The 18,626-nt window shown below is 55.0% G+C and carries 16 protein-coding genes and 6 tRNA genes; 1 reads left to right on the top strand and 21 read right to left on the bottom strand.

The window, feature by feature from the left end:
* Positions 1–8: 8 nt before the first annotated feature.
* The 10 genes from rihA to miaB all read right to left on the bottom strand — a co-directional run bounded on the left by rihA (position 9) and on the right by miaB (position 10,233).
* Complete coding sequence (gene rihA / locus IM291_RS04390) at positions 9–950, bottom strand: pyrimidine-specific ribonucleoside hydrolase RihA (RefSeq protein ID WP_192971409.1); 942 nt, start codon at positions 948–950, stop codon at positions 9–11.
* 120 nt (positions 951–1,070) lie between these two features.
* Positions 1,071–1,796: an amino acid ABC transporter ATP-binding protein gene (locus tag IM291_RS04385; RefSeq protein WP_014883001.1), complete on the bottom strand. Its 726-nt coding sequence runs from the start codon at positions 1,794–1,796 to the stop codon at positions 1,071–1,073.
* Positions 1,796–2,470 (bottom strand): glutamate/aspartate ABC transporter permease GltK, encoded by a 675-nt coding sequence (gene gltK / locus IM291_RS04380; RefSeq protein WP_028012346.1) that lies wholly within the window; start codon positions 2,468–2,470, stop codon positions 1,796–1,798. The genes IM291_RS04385 and gltK overlap by 1 nt, the downstream gene beginning before the upstream one ends.
* The gene (locus IM291_RS04375) at positions 2,470–3,210 is read right to left on the bottom strand and encodes an amino acid ABC transporter permease (RefSeq protein WP_028012347.1); all 741 of its coding nucleotides are present in this window, start codon (positions 3,208–3,210) and stop codon (positions 2,470–2,472) included. The genes gltK and IM291_RS04375 overlap by 1 nt, the downstream gene beginning before the upstream one ends.
* Positions 3,211–3,366: 156 nt before the next feature.
* Positions 3,367–4,272, bottom strand: a complete 906-nt coding sequence (locus IM291_RS04370; protein ID WP_014831086.1) for an amino acid ABC transporter substrate-binding protein — start codon at positions 4,270–4,272, stop codon at positions 3,367–3,369.
* A 355-nt stretch (positions 4,273–4,627) separates the two neighbouring features.
* Positions 4,628–6,166 carry an apolipoprotein N-acyltransferase gene (gene lnt / locus IM291_RS04365; RefSeq protein ID WP_045630864.1) on the bottom strand — a complete coding sequence of 513 codons (1,539 nt, stop codon included), beginning with the start codon at positions 6,164–6,166 and terminating at the stop codon, positions 4,628–4,630.
* Between the two features lie 5 nt (positions 6,167–6,171).
* Positions 6,172–7,050 (bottom strand): CNNM family magnesium/cobalt transport protein CorC, encoded by an 879-nt coding sequence (gene corC, locus IM291_RS04360; protein ID WP_021242574.1) that lies wholly within the window; start codon positions 7,048–7,050, stop codon positions 6,172–6,174.
* 84 nt (positions 7,051–7,134) lie between these two features.
* Complete coding sequence (ybeY, locus tag IM291_RS04355; RefSeq protein WP_003858677.1) at positions 7,135–7,602, bottom strand: rRNA maturation RNase YbeY; 468 nt, start codon at positions 7,600–7,602, stop codon at positions 7,135–7,137.
* On the bottom strand, positions 7,599–8,645 hold the full coding sequence (locus tag IM291_RS04350) for a PhoH family protein (protein ID WP_028012349.1): 1,047 nt from the start codon (positions 8,643–8,645) through the stop codon (positions 7,599–7,601). Before IM291_RS04350 ends, ybeY begins: the two co-directional genes overlap by 4 nt.
* A gap of 163 nt (positions 8,646–8,808) precedes the next feature.
* Entirely contained in the window at positions 8,809–10,233 is a 1,425-nt protein-coding gene (gene miaB, locus IM291_RS04345) for a tRNA (N6-isopentenyl adenosine(37)-C2)-methylthiotransferase MiaB (protein ID WP_028012350.1), read from the bottom strand.
* Between the two features lie 135 nt (positions 10,234–10,368).
* On the opposite strand from miaB, the gene ubiF reads away from it, so the two are divergent.
* Complete coding sequence (gene ubiF, locus IM291_RS04340; protein WP_192986219.1) at positions 10,369–11,544, top strand: 3-demethoxyubiquinol 3-hydroxylase; 1,176 nt, start codon at positions 10,369–10,371, stop codon at positions 11,542–11,544.
* A 108-nt stretch (positions 11,545–11,652) separates the two neighbouring features.
* On the opposite strand, the gene IM291_RS04335 is transcribed toward ubiF, so the two are convergent.
* The 11 genes from IM291_RS04335 to nagB form a co-directional block, all read right to left on the bottom strand.
* Positions 11,653–11,727: transfer RNA gene (locus IM291_RS04335), tRNA-Gln, on the bottom strand.
* A gap of 35 nt (positions 11,728–11,762) precedes the next feature.
* Positions 11,763–11,837: transfer RNA gene (locus IM291_RS04330), tRNA-Gln, on the bottom strand.
* 39 nt (positions 11,838–11,876) lie between these two features.
* Positions 11,877–11,953: transfer RNA gene (locus tag IM291_RS04325), tRNA-Met, on the bottom strand.
* A 17-nt stretch (positions 11,954–11,970) separates the two neighbouring features.
* Positions 11,971–12,045: transfer RNA gene (locus tag IM291_RS04320), tRNA-Gln, on the bottom strand.
* 23 nt (positions 12,046–12,068) lie between these two features.
* Positions 12,069–12,153 (bottom strand) — tRNA-Leu (locus IM291_RS04315).
* Between the two features lie 7 nt (positions 12,154–12,160).
* Positions 12,161–12,237 (bottom strand) — tRNA-Met (locus IM291_RS04310).
* Between the two features lie 227 nt (positions 12,238–12,464).
* Positions 12,465–14,129: an asparagine synthase B gene (gene asnB / locus IM291_RS04305; protein ID WP_048999768.1), complete on the bottom strand. Its 1,665-nt coding sequence runs from the start codon at positions 14,127–14,129 to the stop codon at positions 12,465–12,467.
* Between the two features lie 250 nt (positions 14,130–14,379).
* Positions 14,380–15,132: a ribonucleotide monophosphatase NagD gene (gene nagD, locus IM291_RS04300; protein ID WP_003858667.1), complete on the bottom strand. Its 753-nt coding sequence runs from the start codon at positions 15,130–15,132 to the stop codon at positions 14,380–14,382.
* A gap of 45 nt (positions 15,133–15,177) precedes the next feature.
* Entirely contained in the window at positions 15,178–16,398 is a 1,221-nt protein-coding gene (locus tag IM291_RS04295) for an N-acetylglucosamine repressor (RefSeq protein WP_028012354.1), read from the bottom strand.
* Between the two features lie 8 nt (positions 16,399–16,406).
* Positions 16,407–17,555, bottom strand: coding sequence for an N-acetylglucosamine-6-phosphate deacetylase (gene nagA / locus IM291_RS04290; protein ID WP_192971407.1), 1,149 nt, complete (start codon positions 17,553–17,555; stop codon positions 16,407–16,409).
* A 55-nt stretch (positions 17,556–17,610) separates the two neighbouring features.
* A complete protein-coding gene (gene nagB, locus IM291_RS04285; protein WP_028012356.1) occupies positions 17,611–18,411 on the bottom strand; it encodes a glucosamine-6-phosphate deaminase in 801 nt (266 codons plus the stop codon).
* Positions 18,412–18,626 lie beyond the last annotated feature (215 nt).

Here is an 18,626-nt window from a genome sequence, read left to right as displayed (position 1 = left end):
TGAGGGCGTCAGGCCGCACAATAGTAAGCAAGTCTTTCCGCCAGCAAATCCACAAACGCCGCCCGGTCGATATCCACCATCAGCGTCGTATTCGGTTTATTTCCCGTCAGCGAATAGTAATCCACCACCGTCATCCCCTGGGTATATTTCCCCTGCGTCTCCACGCCAACCCATCTGTCCACCGTGGTAAACATTTCAGGCTTCAGCAGCCAGGCGATGGTGCACGGGTCATGCAGCGGCGCGCCGTGAAAGCCCCATTTCTCGGCTTTGTGATACTCCATAAAGAAGTCGAGCAGCTCGGCTACGGTTGTCGCAACCGGGTTGCCCACGGCGCGGAAGCGGTCAATATCGTCTGCCATAATCTGTGCCCGATGCGTCACGTCCAGCCCCGCCATCACAATCGGCAGGCCCGACTGGAAGACGATCTCCGCAGCCTCCGGATCAACAAAGATGTTGAATTCGGCCGCAGGCGTCCAGTTCCCCAGCCCCATTGATCCGCCCATGATGACGATACGGGCGATGTTGCTGTGCAGTTCAGGATGGCTGTTCAGCAGAAGCGCAACGTTGGTCTGCGGGCCGGTAGCCACCAGCGTCACGGGCTCTGCGCTTTCACGCAGCACCTTCGCCATTAGCTCGACGGCGGTGCAGTCTTGCGGTGTGAAACCTGGCTCCGGCAGCGCCGGGCCATCCAGCCCGCTTTCACCGTGAACGTTGTCGGCAATGATCAGCTCGCGCATCAGCGGCTTAACGGCGCCGCCTGCGACAGGAATATCGGTGCGTTTCAGCAGCGTCAGCATTCGTAAAACGTTGCGCAGGGTTTTGTCCGGCGTCTGATTTCCGGCGGACGAGGTGACCGCTTTCACGTCCAGTTCAGGTGAGGCAAGCGCGAGGACGAGCGCGATCGCGTCATCATGACCCGGATCGCAGTCGAGAATTATAGGGTGTGCCATAGCGTTCTCCATTCTTAGCATTATTTTGTGACAAGGTTAACGCTGCGATGTGACGCCGAATAGAAAAAGAGATCTAAAGCGTGAAGCAGTGCGCAATCCGCAGATTGCGCACCGAGAAGATTAGTGCAGAATTTTCGCGAGGAAATCTTTGGCGCGTTCGGATTTCGGATTGGCGAAGAACTCTTCTTTCGGTGAGTCTTCGACAATTTTCCCTTCGTCCATGAAGATCACGCGGTTGGCCACTTTACGGGCGAAGCCCATTTCGTGCGTCACCACCATCATGGTCATCCCTTCGTGCGCCAGCTCGACCATCACGTCCAGCACTTCGTTGATCATTTCAGGATCGAGCGCTGACGTGGGCTCATCGAACAGCATCGCCACCGGATCCATGCACAGCGCGCGCGCAATCGCCACACGCTGCTGCTGGCCGCCGGAAAGCTGTGCCGGGAACTTATCGGCATGTGCAGAAAGCCCCACGCGTTCCAGAAGCTTGAGCCCCTTTTCGCGCGACGCTTTTTTATCACGCTTGAGCACTTTGACCTGAGCCAGCGTCAGGTTCTCAATAATGGACAGATGAGGGAACAGCTCAAAATGCTGGAACACCATGCCGACGTGAGAGCGAAGCTGGGCCAGGTTGGTTTTCTTGTCGTTCACTTTCGTGCCGTTAACAACAATTTCGCCCTGCTGCACAGGCTCCAGACCATTAACCGTTTTGATCAGCGTAGACTTACCGGAACCGGACGGCCCGCACACCACCACCACATCGCCTTTTTTGACTTCGGTGGAGCAGTCGGTCAGCACCTGAAAGTGCCCATACCATTTAGAAACATTTTTCAGGGAAATCATTATACCGTCCTTTTCTTCAGCCAGCTGACCAACAGCGACGCGCTTAAACTAATCACAAAATAGACCGCACCCGCGAAGAGTACCATCTCGACCTGCGTACCATCACGTTCACCTATGGTCGACGCGGTACGGAAGAAGTCCGCCAGACTCAGAACGTAAACCAGAGAGGTATCCTGGAACAGCACGATACCTTGGGTCAGCAGGAGCGGAACCATGGCGCGAAACGCCTGAGGCAGAATGATGAGCTGCATGGACTGCCAGTGCGTCATTCCCAGCGCCAGCGCGGCGCTGGACTGCCCACGGGAGATACTCTGGATACCCGCACGGATAATCTCTGAATAGTAAGCGGCCTCAAACATCGAGAACGCCACCATCGCAGAGATCAGGCGGATGTCGGTTTTCGGCGACAGTCCCAGCACATTCTGTAAGAAGCCTGGAACAATCAGGTAAAACCACAGCAGCACCATCACCAGCGGGATGGAGCGGAAGACGTTAACGTAGGCAGTCGCAAACCAGGCGAGCGGCTTAAAGCTCGACAGGCGCATGACGGCCAGCAGGGTGCCCCAGACGATACCCACGACGATAGCGATCGCGGTGATCTTTAGGGTAATCACCAGGCCATCGAGCAGGTAAGGCATGGATGGAACAATAGAACTCCAGTCAAATTCGTACATTATTTGCCTCCCAGATTGCCCGGCAGGCGTACTTTGCGTTCAACCAGGTTCATCACCAGCATGATGAAAGCGTTAATCAGAACATACGCGAGCGTGATCGCGGTGAAGGATTCCCACGCGTGAGCGGAGTAATCCAGCAGCTTGCCCGCCTGTGCAGCCATATCCACCAGGCCGATGGTTGAGGCGATGGCCGAGTTTTTCACCAGGTTCATCATCTCAGAGGTCATCGGTGGAACGATAACGCGGTAGGCGTTAGGCAGCAGCACGTAGCGGTAGGTTTGTGGCAGGGTCAGGCCCATCGCCAGGCCCGCATTTTTTTGTCCGCGTGGCAATGACTGAATGGCGGCACGCACCTGCTCGCAAACGCGCGCAGCGGTAAACAGCCCCAGACACATCATGGAGGAGACAAAGAACTGCACGTTCGGATCCAGCTCCGACTTGAACCACATGCCAATATTTTCCGGCAGCAGTTCCGGGATGACCAGATACCAGGTAAAGAACTGCACGATGAGCGGAACGTTACGGAACAGTTCCACATACAGTGTGCCAATTGTTGAAAGAAAACGGTTAGGGACGGTGCGCAGAATACCGAACAGCGAACCGACAAGAAACGCGATGATCCACGCCGTTATCGATAATGCCACGGTAACCTGAAAGCCGCTCCACAGCCAGCCAAGATAGGTGGTGTTGCCGAACGGGGCTTGTTGCAGGAAGATGCCCCAGTTCCAGTCTATTGACATAATAAACTCCAGAAAAAAGAGGGTAGCAGCGCTACCCTCGAAGATTGGTGAGAAGCTCTTTTTTCGCGCTGAGTGGGGAACGACCACTCAGCGTATATGTCTGTCCATGCTTCCCGACAATCGAGAGGGCAGGAGATCCCGCCCCTGTTGTTCTAATTAGTTAAGAGCCTTGTCATTTGGAGATTTGAACAGCGCTTTCATGTCGTCAGACAGTTCAAAGTTCATATTGAGATTTTTTGGTGGAATCGGGTTCTTAAACCACTTGTCGAACCATTTTTCCGCTTCGCCGGAGGTCTGCACCTGGGCGATAGTGTCATCGATCAGCTTTTTGAACTGCGGATCGTCTTTACGCAGCATACAGCCGTAGGCTTCTTTGGACTGCGCGGTACCGACGATATCCCAGTTGTCTGGTTTCTTCGCCTTCGCACGTTCGCCCGCCAGCAGGGCGTCATCCATCATAAACGCGACGGCACGACCGCTTTCCAGCGTACGGAAGGAGTCGCCATGGTCTTTCGCGCTGATGATGCGCATATCCATTTTCTTCTCGTCGTTCAGCTTGTGCAGCAGGACTTCAGAAGTGGTACCGGAGGTCACAACGACCGCCTTGCCTTTCAGGTCCGCAAAATCCTTGATCGCGCCGCCTTTCTTGGTCAGCAGACGGGTGCCTACGACAAAGATGGTGTCAGAGAAGGCCGCCTGTTTTTGACGCTCGAGGTTGTTGGTGGTGGAACCACACTCGAAGTCAAAGGTGCCGTTTTGCAGCAGTGGAATACGGTTCTGTGAAGTGATTGGGATCAGCTTCACCTGCAGGTCAGGTTTGTTCAGCTTTTTCTTCACAGCTTCAACGATAGCGTTGGAGTAATCCTGTGAATAGCCCACGACTTTTTGCGTGTTGTCGTAGTAAGAGAACGGGACGGAAGATTCACGGTGGCCGACCACGATGACGCCGTTTTTGGCAATCTTGTCGAGAGTGCTGCCTGCTGCCGGAGCGTCTTCAGCGTGAACCACGCCTGCGGACATTCCCATAACCAGCATTGCTGTGGCCAGTTTACGTAATTGCATACCCAACTCCTTTCTTATCAGCGCCAGTGACGCATAGATACCCATTGTGATGTTGTTATATCTCGCGCAATGCGAGTGCAGTGTTATGCAAGCTTGTTAACATTTAGTCTGGCTTAATGTAAAGATTTTGCTGCGTTATTGTTTATTTTTGCGAAGCGCGCCGCACCATTCAGAGGCAATAATCTCCCGTTGCACCGTTTCGGTGCTAGCGACGATCTACACTGGTGCGACAAGGTTGCACGTTAAGCCAGTCAGCGTTTACGTGAATAAATAAAGCAACAGGCGTGCCAGAATTGAAGATTGGGAGGAAATTGCCGGGTAAGGCGCAGCCGCCACCCGGCATCAGAAGGCAAGATTATTTATGACGCTGACGCAGGCTCATCAGCACGGCGCCAAAGCCGAACAGCGCGGTCAGGATCCACAGCGGCCAGTTGCCGGTGCGGGCATACGGCGTCAGGCCCGTGGTTGGCGTGACTTTGGTTGTCAGCACTTCACGGGTGAACTGCGGGATCATGGCCTGGATTTCGCCCTGCGGGCCAATCACGGCGGTGATGCCGTTATTGGTGCTACGCAGCAGCGGACGCGCCAGCTCCAGAGAACGCATGCGTGCCATCTGGAAGTGCTGCCACGGGCCGATTGATTTACCGAACCACGCATCATTGGAGATGGTCAGCAGATAGTCGGTGTCCGGGCGGAAGTTATCGCGCACCTGCTCGCCGAGGATGATTTCGTAGCAGATGGCGGCCGTCAGGGCCAGACCGTGCGCGTGAAGCTGGGGCTGAACGTACGGACCGCGGCTGAAGGAGGACATCGGCAGGTCAAAGAACGGTGCCAGTGGACGCAAAATAGACTCCAGCGGCACAAATTCACCGAACGGCACGAGGTGGTTCTTGTTGTACCGGTCGGTGGAGTGGTAGCTATATTCGCTGTCTTTGCCGAGCGTAATAATGGTGTTGTAGGTGTCGTAGCGGTTCTGCTGATTCAGTCGCGCATCAACAATGCCGGTAATCAGGGTGCTGCCGCGCGCCACCAGCAGATCGTTCATCATGTTGAGGAACGGCTGCTGGTTAATTTCCAGATCGGGAATAGCGGATTCTGGCCAGATAATCAGCTGCGATTTGCCCATCACCTCTTCGGTGGCGTTGGCGTAGATCTTCAGCGTGTTCAGCAGCTCTTTTTCGTCCCACTTCATGGACTGCGGGATATTCCCCTGCACCATGGAAACCTGCATGGCGCGCTCGGGCTCGGGCGTGAACCACTGGATGTAGCGCAGCGGGAAGGGCAGAGCGAACAGCACCAGCGCCACAGCCAGCGGCTTCCAGCCGCGCGTGACCAGCGCCAGTACCAGCAGGCCGCTCACCACCATCAGCAGGAAGTTAATGGCTTCAACGCCCATTACCGGTGCCAGACCTTTCAACGGGCCGTCAATCTGGCTGTAGCCGAACTGCAGCCACGGGAAGCCGGTCAGCACCCAGCCGCGGAGGAACTCGGTAATCTGCCAGACCACCGGCGCGGCAATGGCGACACGCAGCCAGGTGGTTTTAGGCCACAGGCGAGAGAGAATCCCGGCGAACAGACCGGTATAGAGCGAGAGATAGGCGGCGAGCAGGACGACCAGGAAGACGTTAACCGGCCCCGGCATCCCGCCAAACTGTGCGATGCTGACGTAGACCCAGTTAATGCCGGAGCCAAATAGCCCCAGCCCCCAGAAGTAGCCGATCGCAGCGGCCTGTACCGGACGACGATTCAGGGTTAACCCCTGAAGCCCCATCAGGGAGAGAATGGCCGCGGGCCAGATATCGTAAGGAGAAAAAGCCAGCGTACCGCTGGCTCCGAGTAACAGCGCCAGCAGCAAACGGACGCGCTGGCGTTCAAGCAATGGGGCAAATGCCATTTACATTAATCTTCCAGTTTTGGCACCGGTGAATCGTCCGGCGTTCTGACGTGAACCTGTATAATACGTCGGCTGTCGGCCATTGCCACTTTGAACTGGTAACCGTCGATGTCAACGGTCTCACCGCGCGCCGGAAGATGGCCAAAGGCCTGCATCACCAGCCCGCCAATGGTATCGACCTCTTCATCGCTGAAGTGGGTACCGAAGGCGTCGTTGAAATCTTCAATCGAGGCCAGCGCGCGCACGGTCCAGGTGTGTCGGCTAAGCTGACGGAAGTCGATATCTTCTTCTTCGTCGTACTCGTCTTCGATTTCGCCCACGATCAGCTCAAGAATATCTTCGATCGTGACAAGACCTGAGACACCGCCGAATTCATCAATAACAATCGCCATGTGGTAACGCTGAGAGCGAAACTCTTTCAGCATTCGATCCACACGTTTACTTTCCGGCACGACCACGGCCTGGCGTAACACTTTTTCCATGCTAAAGGCTTCGGCATCGCTGCGCATAAACGGCAGCAGATCTTTGGCCATCAAAATCCCTTCGATGTGATCTTTATCTTCGCTGATGACCGGGAAACGCGAGTGGGCGGATTCGATGATCACATCGAGGCACTCGTCCAGCGTCTGGTTACGTTTCAGGGTGATCATCTGCGAGCGGGGGATCATGATGTCGCGGACGCGCTGGTCGGCAATGTCCATGACCCCTTCGAGCATTTCGCGCGTATCTTCGTCGATAAGGTCGTTCTGCCCGGAATCACGAATCAGCTCCAGCAGTTCATCACGGTTTTTCGGCTCGCCGTGGAAAAGCTGGTTCAGAATGAGGGAGAAAAATCCCTTTTTACTGGTTGTCGTGTCGCTACTGTGTGAATTGTCGTCGCTCATGGCGTTTGTTAAGGGTTCTCTTGTTAGTTCAATGTTAACCGCCGCGCTATGTCCCTGCGCGGCGGCATGGTAGTCAGTAACTGACTATTCTTTCTCGGCAATGTACGGATCCTCATAGCCCAGAGCAAGCATTATCTCTGTCTCAAGGGACTCCATCTCTTCCGCTTCGTCATCTTCAATGTGGTCGTAGCCCAGCAGGTGCAGGCTGCCGTGTACCACCATATGCGCCCAGTGGGCTTCCAGCGGTTTCTGCTGCTCTTTGGCTTCCTGCTCAACCACCTGACGGCAGATGATCAGATCGCCCAGCAGCGGCATCTCAATACCCGGCGGCGCTTCGAACGGGAAAGAGAGCACGTTGGTTGGCTTATCTTTCCCGCGGTAGGTCAGGTTAAGCTCATGGCTTTCCGCTTCATCCACCAGGCGAATCGTGACTTCTGATTCTTCCTGAAACTGGGGGATTACCGCATCCAGCCATTTCTGAAACTGTGCCTCTTCTGGCATGCCGGAATTGTCTTCACATGCCAGCTGTAAATCGAGGATCACCTGACTCATTTCTGTTCTTGCTCCTGCGCTTCGCGCTTACGTTCCGCGGCCTGTTCGGCCCTGCGTTTTTGATCCGCCTCTTCCCAGGCTTCATAGGCGTTAACGATGCGCGCGACCACCGGGTGGCGAACGACGTCTTCACTGTGGAAGAAGTTAAAGCTAATTTCGTCTACCTCTGACAGCACCTCAATGGCGTGGCGCAGGCCTGATTTAGTGCTGCGCGGCAGGTCGATCTGGGTGACGTCACCGGTGATCACCGCTTTCGAGTTGAAGCCGATACGCGTCAGGAACATTTTCATCTGTTCGATGGTGGTGTTCTGGCTTTCATCGAGAATGATGAACGCATCGTTGAGCGTGCGGCCGCGCATGTAGGCGAGCGGGGCCACTTCGATCACGTTACGTTCGATTAGCTTCTCCACTTTCTCGAAGCCGAGCATCTCGAACAGCGCGTCGTACAGCGGGCGCAGGTAAGGGTCGACCTTCTGGCTCAGATCGCCGGGCAGGAAGCCGAGTTTTTCACCCGCTTCAACGGCAGGACGGGTCAGCAGGATACGACGGATCTCCTGACGCTCCAGCGCATCCACCGCAGCGGCAACCGCCAGATAGGTTTTACCTGTACCCGCGGGACCCACGCCGAAGGTGATGTCATGGTCAAGAATATTGGCGATGTACTGCGCCTGGTTCGGCGTACGCGGCTTGATGACGCCACGCTTGGTCTTGATATTGATCGCCTTGCCGTAGTCCGGCACGCTTTCCGCGCTCTGCTCAAGCACGCGCGCCTCTTTAATGGCGAGGTGGATCTGTTCCGGCTCGATATCCTGAATTTCGCCGCGCATCGGGGCGGTATCGACATACAGGCTGCGCAGAATATCTGCTGCCGCGTTGACGCAGATAGGGCGTCCGGTGAGTTTGAAATGGTTATCGCGACGATTGATTTCGATACCCAGACGTCGCTCCAGTTGTTTGATGTTGTCATCAAACGGCCCGCACAGGCTCAGCAGGCGAGCGTTGTCTGCGGGCTCAAGGCTAATTTCACGCGTATCTATGTTCAAACTGTTCCTCTTTAATTGGTTAACTGACCCGCTGCCACACGGCGCAATAGAACGGTCATTACCGAAATTATTCACGCCACAGAATAAAGGCGCAAGCGTTGCGGTAGATATTGGGGGTGATGAGAGGAAATACAAGGCCTGCCGAAGAGGCAGGCCTGAAGGATCAAGGCTGGTAAATCCCAACGCCAGAATCGTTTTCTTTGCGGGTACGAGAAATAACGGATTCCGGTGACTCGGCAATACGCAGGCCCATTTCGTCCTCGGTGCGTACCACCTTCGCGCGCAGCGAGTTGGTCAGCACTTCGACAATTTCGACGTCCACAAATTTACCAATCATGTCCGGGGTGCCTTCGAAGTTCACCACGCGGTTGTTCTCGGTACGACCGGACAGCTCCATGATGCTCTTGCGGGAGGTGCCTTCCACCAGAATGCGCTGGACGGTGCCGAGCATGCGGCGGCTCCAGGCGTTGGCCTGCTGGTTGATGCGTTCCTGAAGAATATACAGACGCTGCTTTTTCTCTTCTTCCGGCACGTCGTCAACCATGTCGGCCGCAGGCGTGCCAGGACGCGCTGAGAAGATGAAGCTGTAGCTGACGTCAAAGTTCACTTCACCGATGAGCTTCATGGTGCGCTCGAAGTCATCAGCGGTTTCGCCAGGGAAACCGACGATAAAGTCAGAGCTAATCTGGATATCCGGGCGCGCTTCGCGCAGCTTGCGGATGGTGGATTTGTACTCCAGCACCGTATGCGGGCGGCCCATCAGGTTCAGCACGCGGTCAGATCCGCACTGAATAGGCAGGTGCAGGAAGCTCACCAGCTCTGGCGTATCGCGATAGACGTCAATAATGTCGTCGGTAAACTCCATCGGATGGCTGGTGGTAAAACGAATACGGTCGATGCCGTCAATCGCGGCCACCAGGCGCAGCAGTTCGGCAAAGCTGCCGGTGGTGCCGTCGTAGTTCTCGCCGCGCCAGGCGTTAACGTTCTGGCCCAGCAGGTTCACTTCGCGAACGCCCTGCGCGGCAAGCTGGGCAATTTCAAACAGAATGTCGTCCGCCGGGCGGCTGACCTCTTCACCGCGGGTGTAAGGCACCACGCAGTAGGTACAGTATTTGTTGCAGCCTTCCATGATCGAGACGAAGGCGGTCGGGCCATCGGCGCGCGGCTCTGGCAGACGGTCAAATTTCTCGATCTCCGGGAAGCTGACGTCAACGACCGGGCTACGGTTACCGCGAACCTGATTGATCATCTCCGGCAGGCGGTGCAGGGTCTGAGGACCAAAGACGATATCCACATACGGGGCTCTCTGACGGATCAGCTTACCTTCCTGCGAGGCGACGCAGCCACCGACGCCAATGATCAGGTCCGGATTTTTCCGTTTGAGAAGCTTCCAGCGGCCTAACACATGAAAGACTTTTTCCTGCGCTTTTTCACGAATTGAACAGGTGTTCAGCAGCAGCACATCGGCTTCTTTCGCATTTTCAGTCAGCTGGTATCCGTGGGTGGTATCCAGCAGATCGGCCATCTTGGATGAATCGTATTCGTTCATCTGACAGCCCCAGGTTTTTATATGGAGTTTTTTAGTCATCGACTTGCTCAGCTCAGGATTGCAAGCCGCGTATTGTAATGCTTTGGTGGGGTTGTGACCAGTATGAAGGTTGTGTGTCTCAGGACCGCAAAAATCCGGTAAACTTAAGGGATTCTCCAATAAGGAAAATTGACCATGACACTCCAACACACCGAAGTTGCCGTTGTCGGCGGCGGTATGGTCGGCGGCGCGCTGGCGCTGGGGCTGGCGCAGCAGGGATTTGATGTAACCGTTATTGAACAGGCGGCTCCCCCGGCATTCGATCCCGCCAGCAAACCGGACGTGCGCATTTCCGCCATCAGCGCAGCGTCCGTCGATCTGCTGCGCGGCCTGGGCGTCTGGGAGGCGGTGCAGGCGATGCGCGCACACCCTTACAGCCGCCTTGAAACCTGGGAGTGGGAAAATGCCCACGTGTCGTTTGACGCCGCCGAGCTGAAGCTGCCGCGCCTGGGCTATATGGTGGAAAACAACGTGCTCCAGCTGGCGCTCTGGCAGGCGCTGGAGGCACATCCGAAGGTGACGCTGCGTATGCCTGCGTCACTTAAGGCACTGCATCCTCATGAAAGCGGCTATTTGCTGACGCTCGACAGCGGCGATGAACTGGCCGTGAAGCTGGTCGTCGGGGCCGATGGCGCTAACTCGCAGGTCAGGGAGATGGCGGGTATTGGGGTTCATGCCAGGCAATATCAGCAATCCTGCATGTTAATCACCGTTCAGTGTGAGAATGCGCCGGGCGAAAGCACCTGGCAGCACTTTACGCCGAACGGCCCGCATGCATTCTTGCCGCTGTTTGATAACTGGGCTTCGCTGGTGTGGTACGACAAACCGGCGCGCATTCGCCAGCTGCAGGGGCTGTCGATGGAGCAGCTGCAGCGCGAGATCCTGCTTCACTTCCCGAGCCGCCTTGGCAACGTGACGCCAGTCACCGCAGGTGCATTCCCGCTCACGCGCCGTCATGCTTTACAGTATGCCCGAGAAGGGCTGGCGCTGGTGGGCGATGCGGCACACACCATCCACCCGCTGGCGGGGCAGGGAGTCAATCTTGGATACCGTGACGTCGATGCGTTACTGGACGTGCTGGGCAACGCACGCGCTCACGCGGAAGCCTGGGCCAGCCATCAGGTACTGAAGCGCTACCAGACGCGCCGTATGGCGGATAACTTCATCATGCAGTCAGGGATGGATCTGTTCTATGCCGGTTTCAGCAATGATCTGGCCCCGGTGCGCATTCTGCGTAACATTGGCTTAATGGCGGCAGAGCGTGCCGGTGGGCTGAAGCGTCAGGCGCTGAAATACGCCCTCGGACTCTAATCTTAATTCCCTCTCCCCGTGGGAGAGGGGTAGGGTGAGGGCATCAGGCCGCACTATTCTGAGCAACAAAAACAAAAAAGCCCGCAGAGCGGGCTTGTTTGTTTTAAGTGGCTGGGGTGCAGGGATTCGAACCCCGGAATGCTGGTATCAGAAACCAGAGCCTTACCGCTTGGCGACACCCCAATTGCGTTAAACAGACTGCTTAACGACTTTTAAATTGGCTGGGGTACGAGGATTCGAACCTCGGAATGCCGGAATCAGAATCCGGTGCCTTACCGCTTGGCGATACCCCAACAATTTTTTATTACCGAAACAAATCGATAATCTTAATTTGGTGGCTACGACGGGATTCGAACCTGTGACCCCATCATTATGAGTGATGTGCTCTAACCAACTGAGCTACGTAGCCAGTACTGCAGTCTTCGATGGCTGGGGTACCTGGATTCGAACCAGGGAATGCCGGTATCAAAAACCGGTGCCTTACCGCTTGGCGATACCCCATCCGTGCAACGCTTACCCGGGAATGGTGCGGGAGGCGAGACTTGAACTCGCACACCTTGCGGCGCCAGAACCTAAATCTGGTGCGTCTACCAATTTCGCCACTCCCGCAAAAAGATGGTGGCTACGACGGGATTCGAACCTGTGACCCCATCATTATGAGTGATGTGCTCTAACCAACTGAGCTACGTAGCCATCTTTTTTTCGCGTTACCTTATCGGCGTTGCGGGGCGCATTATGCGTATAGACCCTTGCAGCGTCAACACCTTTTTCAACGAAAATAGCCGGAATGTGACTGTTTGGTTAGGTTGCGAACAGCGTGGCCGAATATTCGGCAATTATTGGTTATTAATCGGTTTTTGGTGGTGAAATGTGAGGCAAAAAAAACAGGCCCCTGAGGGGCCTGTTTGAAATCGTTGTGATTATTTGTAGGCGGACTGGTGAACGCCTACCGCACGCCCCGATGGATCGTTCATCGCCTTGAAAGATTCATCCCATTCAATGGCTTTTGCGGATGAACAGGCCACTGACGGACCGCCAGGAACACACTCGGCAGCGCTCGGCACCGGGAACAGCTCTTCAAAGATCTCACGGTAGAGGTACGCTTCTTTCGAGCCCGGCGTGTTGTACGGGAAGCGGAAGCTTGCGGTTTCCAGCTGTTGGTCAGAAACCTGCTTCGCTGCCACCTCTTTCAGGGTGTCGATCCAGCTGTAGCCAACGCCATCAGAGAACTGCTCTTTCTGACGCCATGCCACGCTCGCCGGCAGGTAAGATTCAAAACATTCACGCAGGATATGTTTTTCCATTTTGCCGTTGCCGCACATTTTATCCTGCGGGTTGATGCGCATCGCCACGTCGAGGAATTTCTTATCCAGGAACGGCACGCGCGCTTCCACGCCCCAGGCCGACATCGCTTTGTTGGCACGGGCACAGTCGAACATATGCAGCGCCTGCAGCTTACGCACGGTCTCTTCATGCAGCTCTTTGGCGTTTGGCGCTTTATGGAAGTACAGGTAGCCGCCAAACACTTCGTCAGAACCTTCGCCGGAGAGCACCATCTTGATGCCCATCGCCTTGATCTTACGCGACATCAGGTACATCGGCGTGGAGGCGCGAATGGTGGTCACGTCATAGGTTTCAATGTGATAGATCACATCGCGGATCGCATCCAGGCCTTCCTGCACGGTGAAGTGAATTTCATGGTGCACGGTGCCGAGGTGGTTTGCCACTTCCTGCGCGGCTTTCAGATCCGGTGCCCCTTCCAGGCCCACGGCAAAGGAGTGCAGCTGCGGCCACCAGGCCTCGGAGCGCTCCTGATCTTCCACGCGACGAGCCGCGAACTTCTTGGTGATCGCGGAGATCACGGAGGAGTCCAGACCGCCGGAGAGCAGTACGCCGTAAGGCACGTCTGACATCAGGTGGCTTTTCACGGAATCTTCCAGCGCCTGACGCAGCTCGGCTTTATCCGTCACGTTGTCTTTCACCGCGTCATAGTCAAACCAGTCGCGCTGGTAGTACGGACGAATTTCACCGTCTTTGCTCCACAGATAGCTGCCCGCCGGGAACTCTTTAATGGTGCGGCAGACCGGAACCAGGGCTTTCATTTCGGACGCGACATAGAAGTTGCCGTGTTCATCGTGCCCCATGTACAGCGGGATAATACCGATATGGTCACGGCCAATCAGGTAAGCGTCTTTTTCGCTGTCGTACAGGGCGAAGGCAAACATGCCTTGCAGCTCGTCGAGGAACTCCGGGCCTTTCTCCTGATACAGCGCCAGGATCACTTCACAGTCAGAGCCGGTCTGGAAGGCGTAGCGGTCGCCGTACTCGGCGCGCAGCGCCTGATGGTTGTAGATCTCACCGTTGACAGCCAGCGCGTGCGTTTTTTTCTCGTTATACAGCGGCTGTGCACCGGCGTTGACGTCAACAATAGACAGACGTTCGTGAGCCAGAATCGCTTTGTCGCTGGCGTAAACGCCTGACCAGTCCGGGCCGCGATGGCGCATCAGGCGGGACAATTCGAGTGCTTTTTTACGCAGTTCGCCCGCGTCAGTTTTAATATCCAGTACGCCAAAAATTGAACACATAACCTTCTCCGTTAACCCTGTTGCATTGTGATGTTGCTTGCTTATGAAAATGCCGCAAAAGGGGGGAGGGGCGCAAGGGTTTTACGGGCCAAAACGGAAATAGTGCAATAGTGATTGCGGAATAGTGAAAAAAGAGTACGTCACACATCCTTTTATTGATGATTATGCAATGAAAATGGTTTTTTGTTAGATGGTGTTTTGTTTGTATAAGCTGAAAATGAAAAACCACGCCCTGGCACGTGGTTCAGAATCAAATAACGTCGATTTCGTCGACAGAGGGGTAAATCCAGCTTGGTCGGAAGGGCATCGTATCGATGTCATCAAGCTGCGAGACGCCAGAAAGTACCAGGATGGTTTCAAGCCCCGCCTGGAAGCCAGCCAGAATATCGGTGCGCAGGTTGTCGCCAACAATGACGGTTTCTTCTGAGTGTGCCTGCATCGTATTCAGCGCGGCGCGGATGATCCACGGGCTCGGTTTGCCGACAACAAAAGGCTTACGGCCGGAGATTTTTTCAATACCGGCGCACAGCGCGCCGCAGGCCGGATAGAAACCACGGCCGTGCGTATCCGGGTTGGTGGCAATAAAGCGCGCACCGTTGGCGACAAAGTAGGCTGCTTTATGCATCATCTCCCAGTTAAAGGAACGCGTTTCTCCCACGATCACAAAGTCCGGGTTCACATCGGTAATGGTAAAGCCTGCTTTATACAGCTCGTGGATCAGCGCGCCTTCACCGACCACGTAGGCTTTTTTTCCTTCCTGACGCTTCAGGAAATCCGCCGTTGCCATTGCGGAGGTATAAAACACGCTGTCCGGCACGTTGACGCCTGCGGTGGCAAAGCGGTTCGCCAGATCCTGACCGGTTTGGGAAGGGTAGTTCGTGAGTAGAACCAGTGGCATTCCTTTGTCGATGATGCGGTGAAGAAACTCCGCAGCACCCGGCACGGCAACGTTGTCGTGCATCAGCACGCCGTCGATATCACAAATTACATTCTTAATGGTCATGGACATTCCGACATCAAAAAAAGAAGGCGTTACTATAAGGTCCGATCAGGATTCCAGCAAATGCTGGAGCAGGATCCCGTTGAGCATGGCGCGCTTGACCAGCGCAAACGCGCCAATCGCCGAGCGATGGTCAAGCTTCGAACGAACCACCGGGAGGTTCTGTCGGAATGCTTTCAGCGCCTGGGTGTTGATACAGCCTTCGATGGCGGGCAGCAGCACCTTTTCCGCTTCAACAATCTCTCCGGCGATCACCACTTTCTGCGGGTTAAACAGGTTAATGGCGATGGCGATGGTTTTCCCCAGATGGCGACCTACCTGCTCGATCACCTCACAGGCCAGCGCGTCGCCTTTATTGGCGGCTTTGCAGATGGTGCCTATCTTGCAATCGTCCAGCGTGACGCGGCTTTGATAGCCCTGCTCAAGCAGGTGGCGAACGCGCTGCTCGATGGCCGTGTTGGCGGCGATGGTTTCAAGGCAGCCGAAGTTGCCGCAGTGGCAGCGTTCGCCGAGCGGTTCAACCTGGATGTGGCCGATCTCGCCAACGTTACCGTTACGACCAATAAAAATACGGCCATTGGAGATAATGCCTGCGCCCGTACCGCGGTGTACGCGCACCAGAATAGAGTCTTCACAGTCCTGACTCGCACCAAAGTAGTGCTCAGCCAGCGCTAAAGATCGAATATCATGGCCGACAAAGCAGGTCACCTTAAAGCGTTTTTCCAGCGCGTCGACCAGCGCCCAGTTCTCAACCTGAATATGCGGCATGTATCGGATCACACCGCTTTCCGGGTCGACCAGGCCCGGCAGAATGACGGAGATGGCGATCAGTTCGCGGATCTTGCGCTGACAGCTTTCAATAAAGTGCGCGATAGTATTCAGCAGCGCGTGTTCCAGCGTCTCCTGAGTGCGCTCGGGCAGCGGATAGTGCTCTTCCGCAATGGCTTTGCTGCTCAAATCGTACAGCGTGAGCGTGGTGTCATGACGACCAAGCCGGACGCCAATGGCCTGAAAGTTGCGGGTTTCGGTAATGATGGAGATGGCGCGGCGGCCCCCGGTGGAGGCCTGCTGATCGACTTCTTTGATCAAACCGCGCTCAATGAGCTGGCGGGTAATTTTTGTCACGCTGGCGGGAGCAAGCTGGCTTTGTTCGGCTATCTGGATCCGCGAGATTGGACCATGTTGGTCAATCAGGCGATAAACCGCCGCACTGTTAAGTTGTTTAACGAGATCGACATTACCGATTTGAGCTTGTCCGCCTGGTGTCATACTTTTACTTACTCAGTGACGACCTCGTTACCATTAACGATGGTCTTAATAATTTTATAATCGTGTGTGAATGCCGTCAGGTTTGCAACCATACCTGGTGCAATTCCGCCGAGCTGTTTATCCACGCCGATAGCGCGAGCTGGATAAAGGGTGGCCATACGCAGGACTTCATCAAGCGCAATCCCACAATGCTCCACCAGATTACGCACCCCTTCAATCATGGTCAAAGAGGAGCCACTCAGCGTACCGTTTTCATCCACACACAGTCCATTGCGGTAGTATATTGTTTTACCAGCAAAAATGAACTGCTCAATATTTGCACCTGCTGGCGCGGTGGCATCGGTGACCAGGCAGAGCTTGTCACCTTTCAGCCGTTTGGCGTTGCGAATGTTGGTGTAATCAACGTGCATGCCATCAGCGATAATGCCGCAGTAGACGTCTGGTTCGTCGAGAATCGCCCCGACTAGACCCGGTTCACGGCCGGTAATATACGGCATGGCGTTGTAAAGGTGGGTCGCAAAGGTAATGCCGGCACGGAAGCCCGCTTTGGCTTCTTTCAGTGTGGCGTTTGAGTGACCTGCTGAAACCACAATCCCGGCGGCAGCCAGTTTGCTGATGACCTCAGTACCGGTCATTTCTGGCGCCAGCGTCACTTTAGCGATCACATCAGCATTGGCACACATGTAGTCGACCAGTTCAGCATCCGGCTTGCGCACGTAATCCGGGTTATGCGTGCCTTTTTTCACTATGTTCAGCCATGGCCCTTCCAGATGCAGACCCAGCGCCTGATTCGGGTGTTTGGCCAGGTATTCGCGCATCACGCGGATACCCTGTTTCATCAGGTCATCACTGCTGGTGATGAGCGTCGGCAGATAGCTGGTGCAGCCTGATTTCTCGTTAGCTTTCTGCATGATTTCCAGCGTTTCAACCGTCACCGCCTCGGCGGAGTCATTGAACTGCACACCGCCGCAGCCGTTAAGCTGTACGTCGATGAAACCGGGGGAGATTACTGCTCCATTGAGTGAGCGCTGTTCTATCTCCGGCGGCAGTTCCGCCAGCGGGCAAACACGTTCAATCAGGCCATTGGCGATAACAATCGCATGGTCATCCAGAATTTCATGGCCGGTATAAATCCGACCGTGGGTTAAAGCGTACATATCGACCCCCGGTTAAAAAAAGCGACCGCCTCTGACAGAAGAGGCGGTTATTCAATTACAGACCTTTGATGTTCTCAGCTTCTAACTCGTTGAAGTATTTCAGCGTTTTCACCTTCAGCTCCATCGTGGACGGTTCGTCGCAGACGATGACTGATTTTGGATGCAGCTGCAGGCAGCTGATGGTCCACATGTGGTTAACGTTGCCTTCAACGGCTGCCTGGAGCGCCTGCGCTTTCACGCCGCCCAGTACCAGAATCATCACCTCTTCGGCATCCAGCAGGGTGCCTACGCCAACGGTCAGGGCGTATTTTGGAACCTGGTTCACATCACCGTCAAAGAAGCGGGAGTTTGCCACGCGGGTGTCATGGGTCAGCGTTTTAATACGGGTACGGGAAGCCAGAGAAGAGGCTGGTTCGTTGAACGCGATATGACCATCGTTGCCCACGCCACCCATGAACAGGTGGATTTTACCGTAAGAACGGATTTTTTCTTCGTACTGACGGCATTCTGCGTCAATATCAGGCGCATTTCCATTCAGCAGGTTAATATTTTCAGCTGGGATATCAACGTGATCAAAGAAATTGCGGTGCATGAAGCTATGGTAGCTTTCAGGATGCTCCTTTGGCAGGCCGACATATTCGTCCATGTTGAAGGTCACAACGTGTTTAAAGCTAACCTGGCCCGCTTTATGCATTTCAACCAGCGCTTTGTACGCGGTCAGTGGGGTACCACCCGTTGGAAGGCCAAGAACGAAGGGACGATCGGCAGTAGGCTTGAAGGCATTAATACGGTTAACGATATGGCGAGCGGCCCATTTACCGACTTGTTCAGCAGTTGCCAGGGGAATCAGTCTCATTGTTCACCTCAAAGTTTAAGTAGAAGAGTGGGCGGATGGGTATCGGAACCTGATGCTTAAGCGTAACCTGGAACCTTTCAGGCCGGATCAATCCGTCTTGATTTTTTGAATGATAAAATAAGTTTTGGCTGTTAGCCAGTGAAAGGGAGGAGGGAATACGATATTTGGTGACAATAATCACAAAAAATAGGTGTTTAATTTGCGATACGAATTAA

Origin of the sequence: Enterobacter cloacae complex sp. P27C (assembly GCF_014895705.1) — a bacterium.
Classification (GTDB): domain Bacteria; phylum Pseudomonadota; class Gammaproteobacteria; order Enterobacterales; family Enterobacteriaceae; genus Enterobacter; species Enterobacter bugandensis.
Note: the sequence above shows the minus strand (reverse complement) of the source record. Positions and strands in the feature narration are given on the sequence as shown.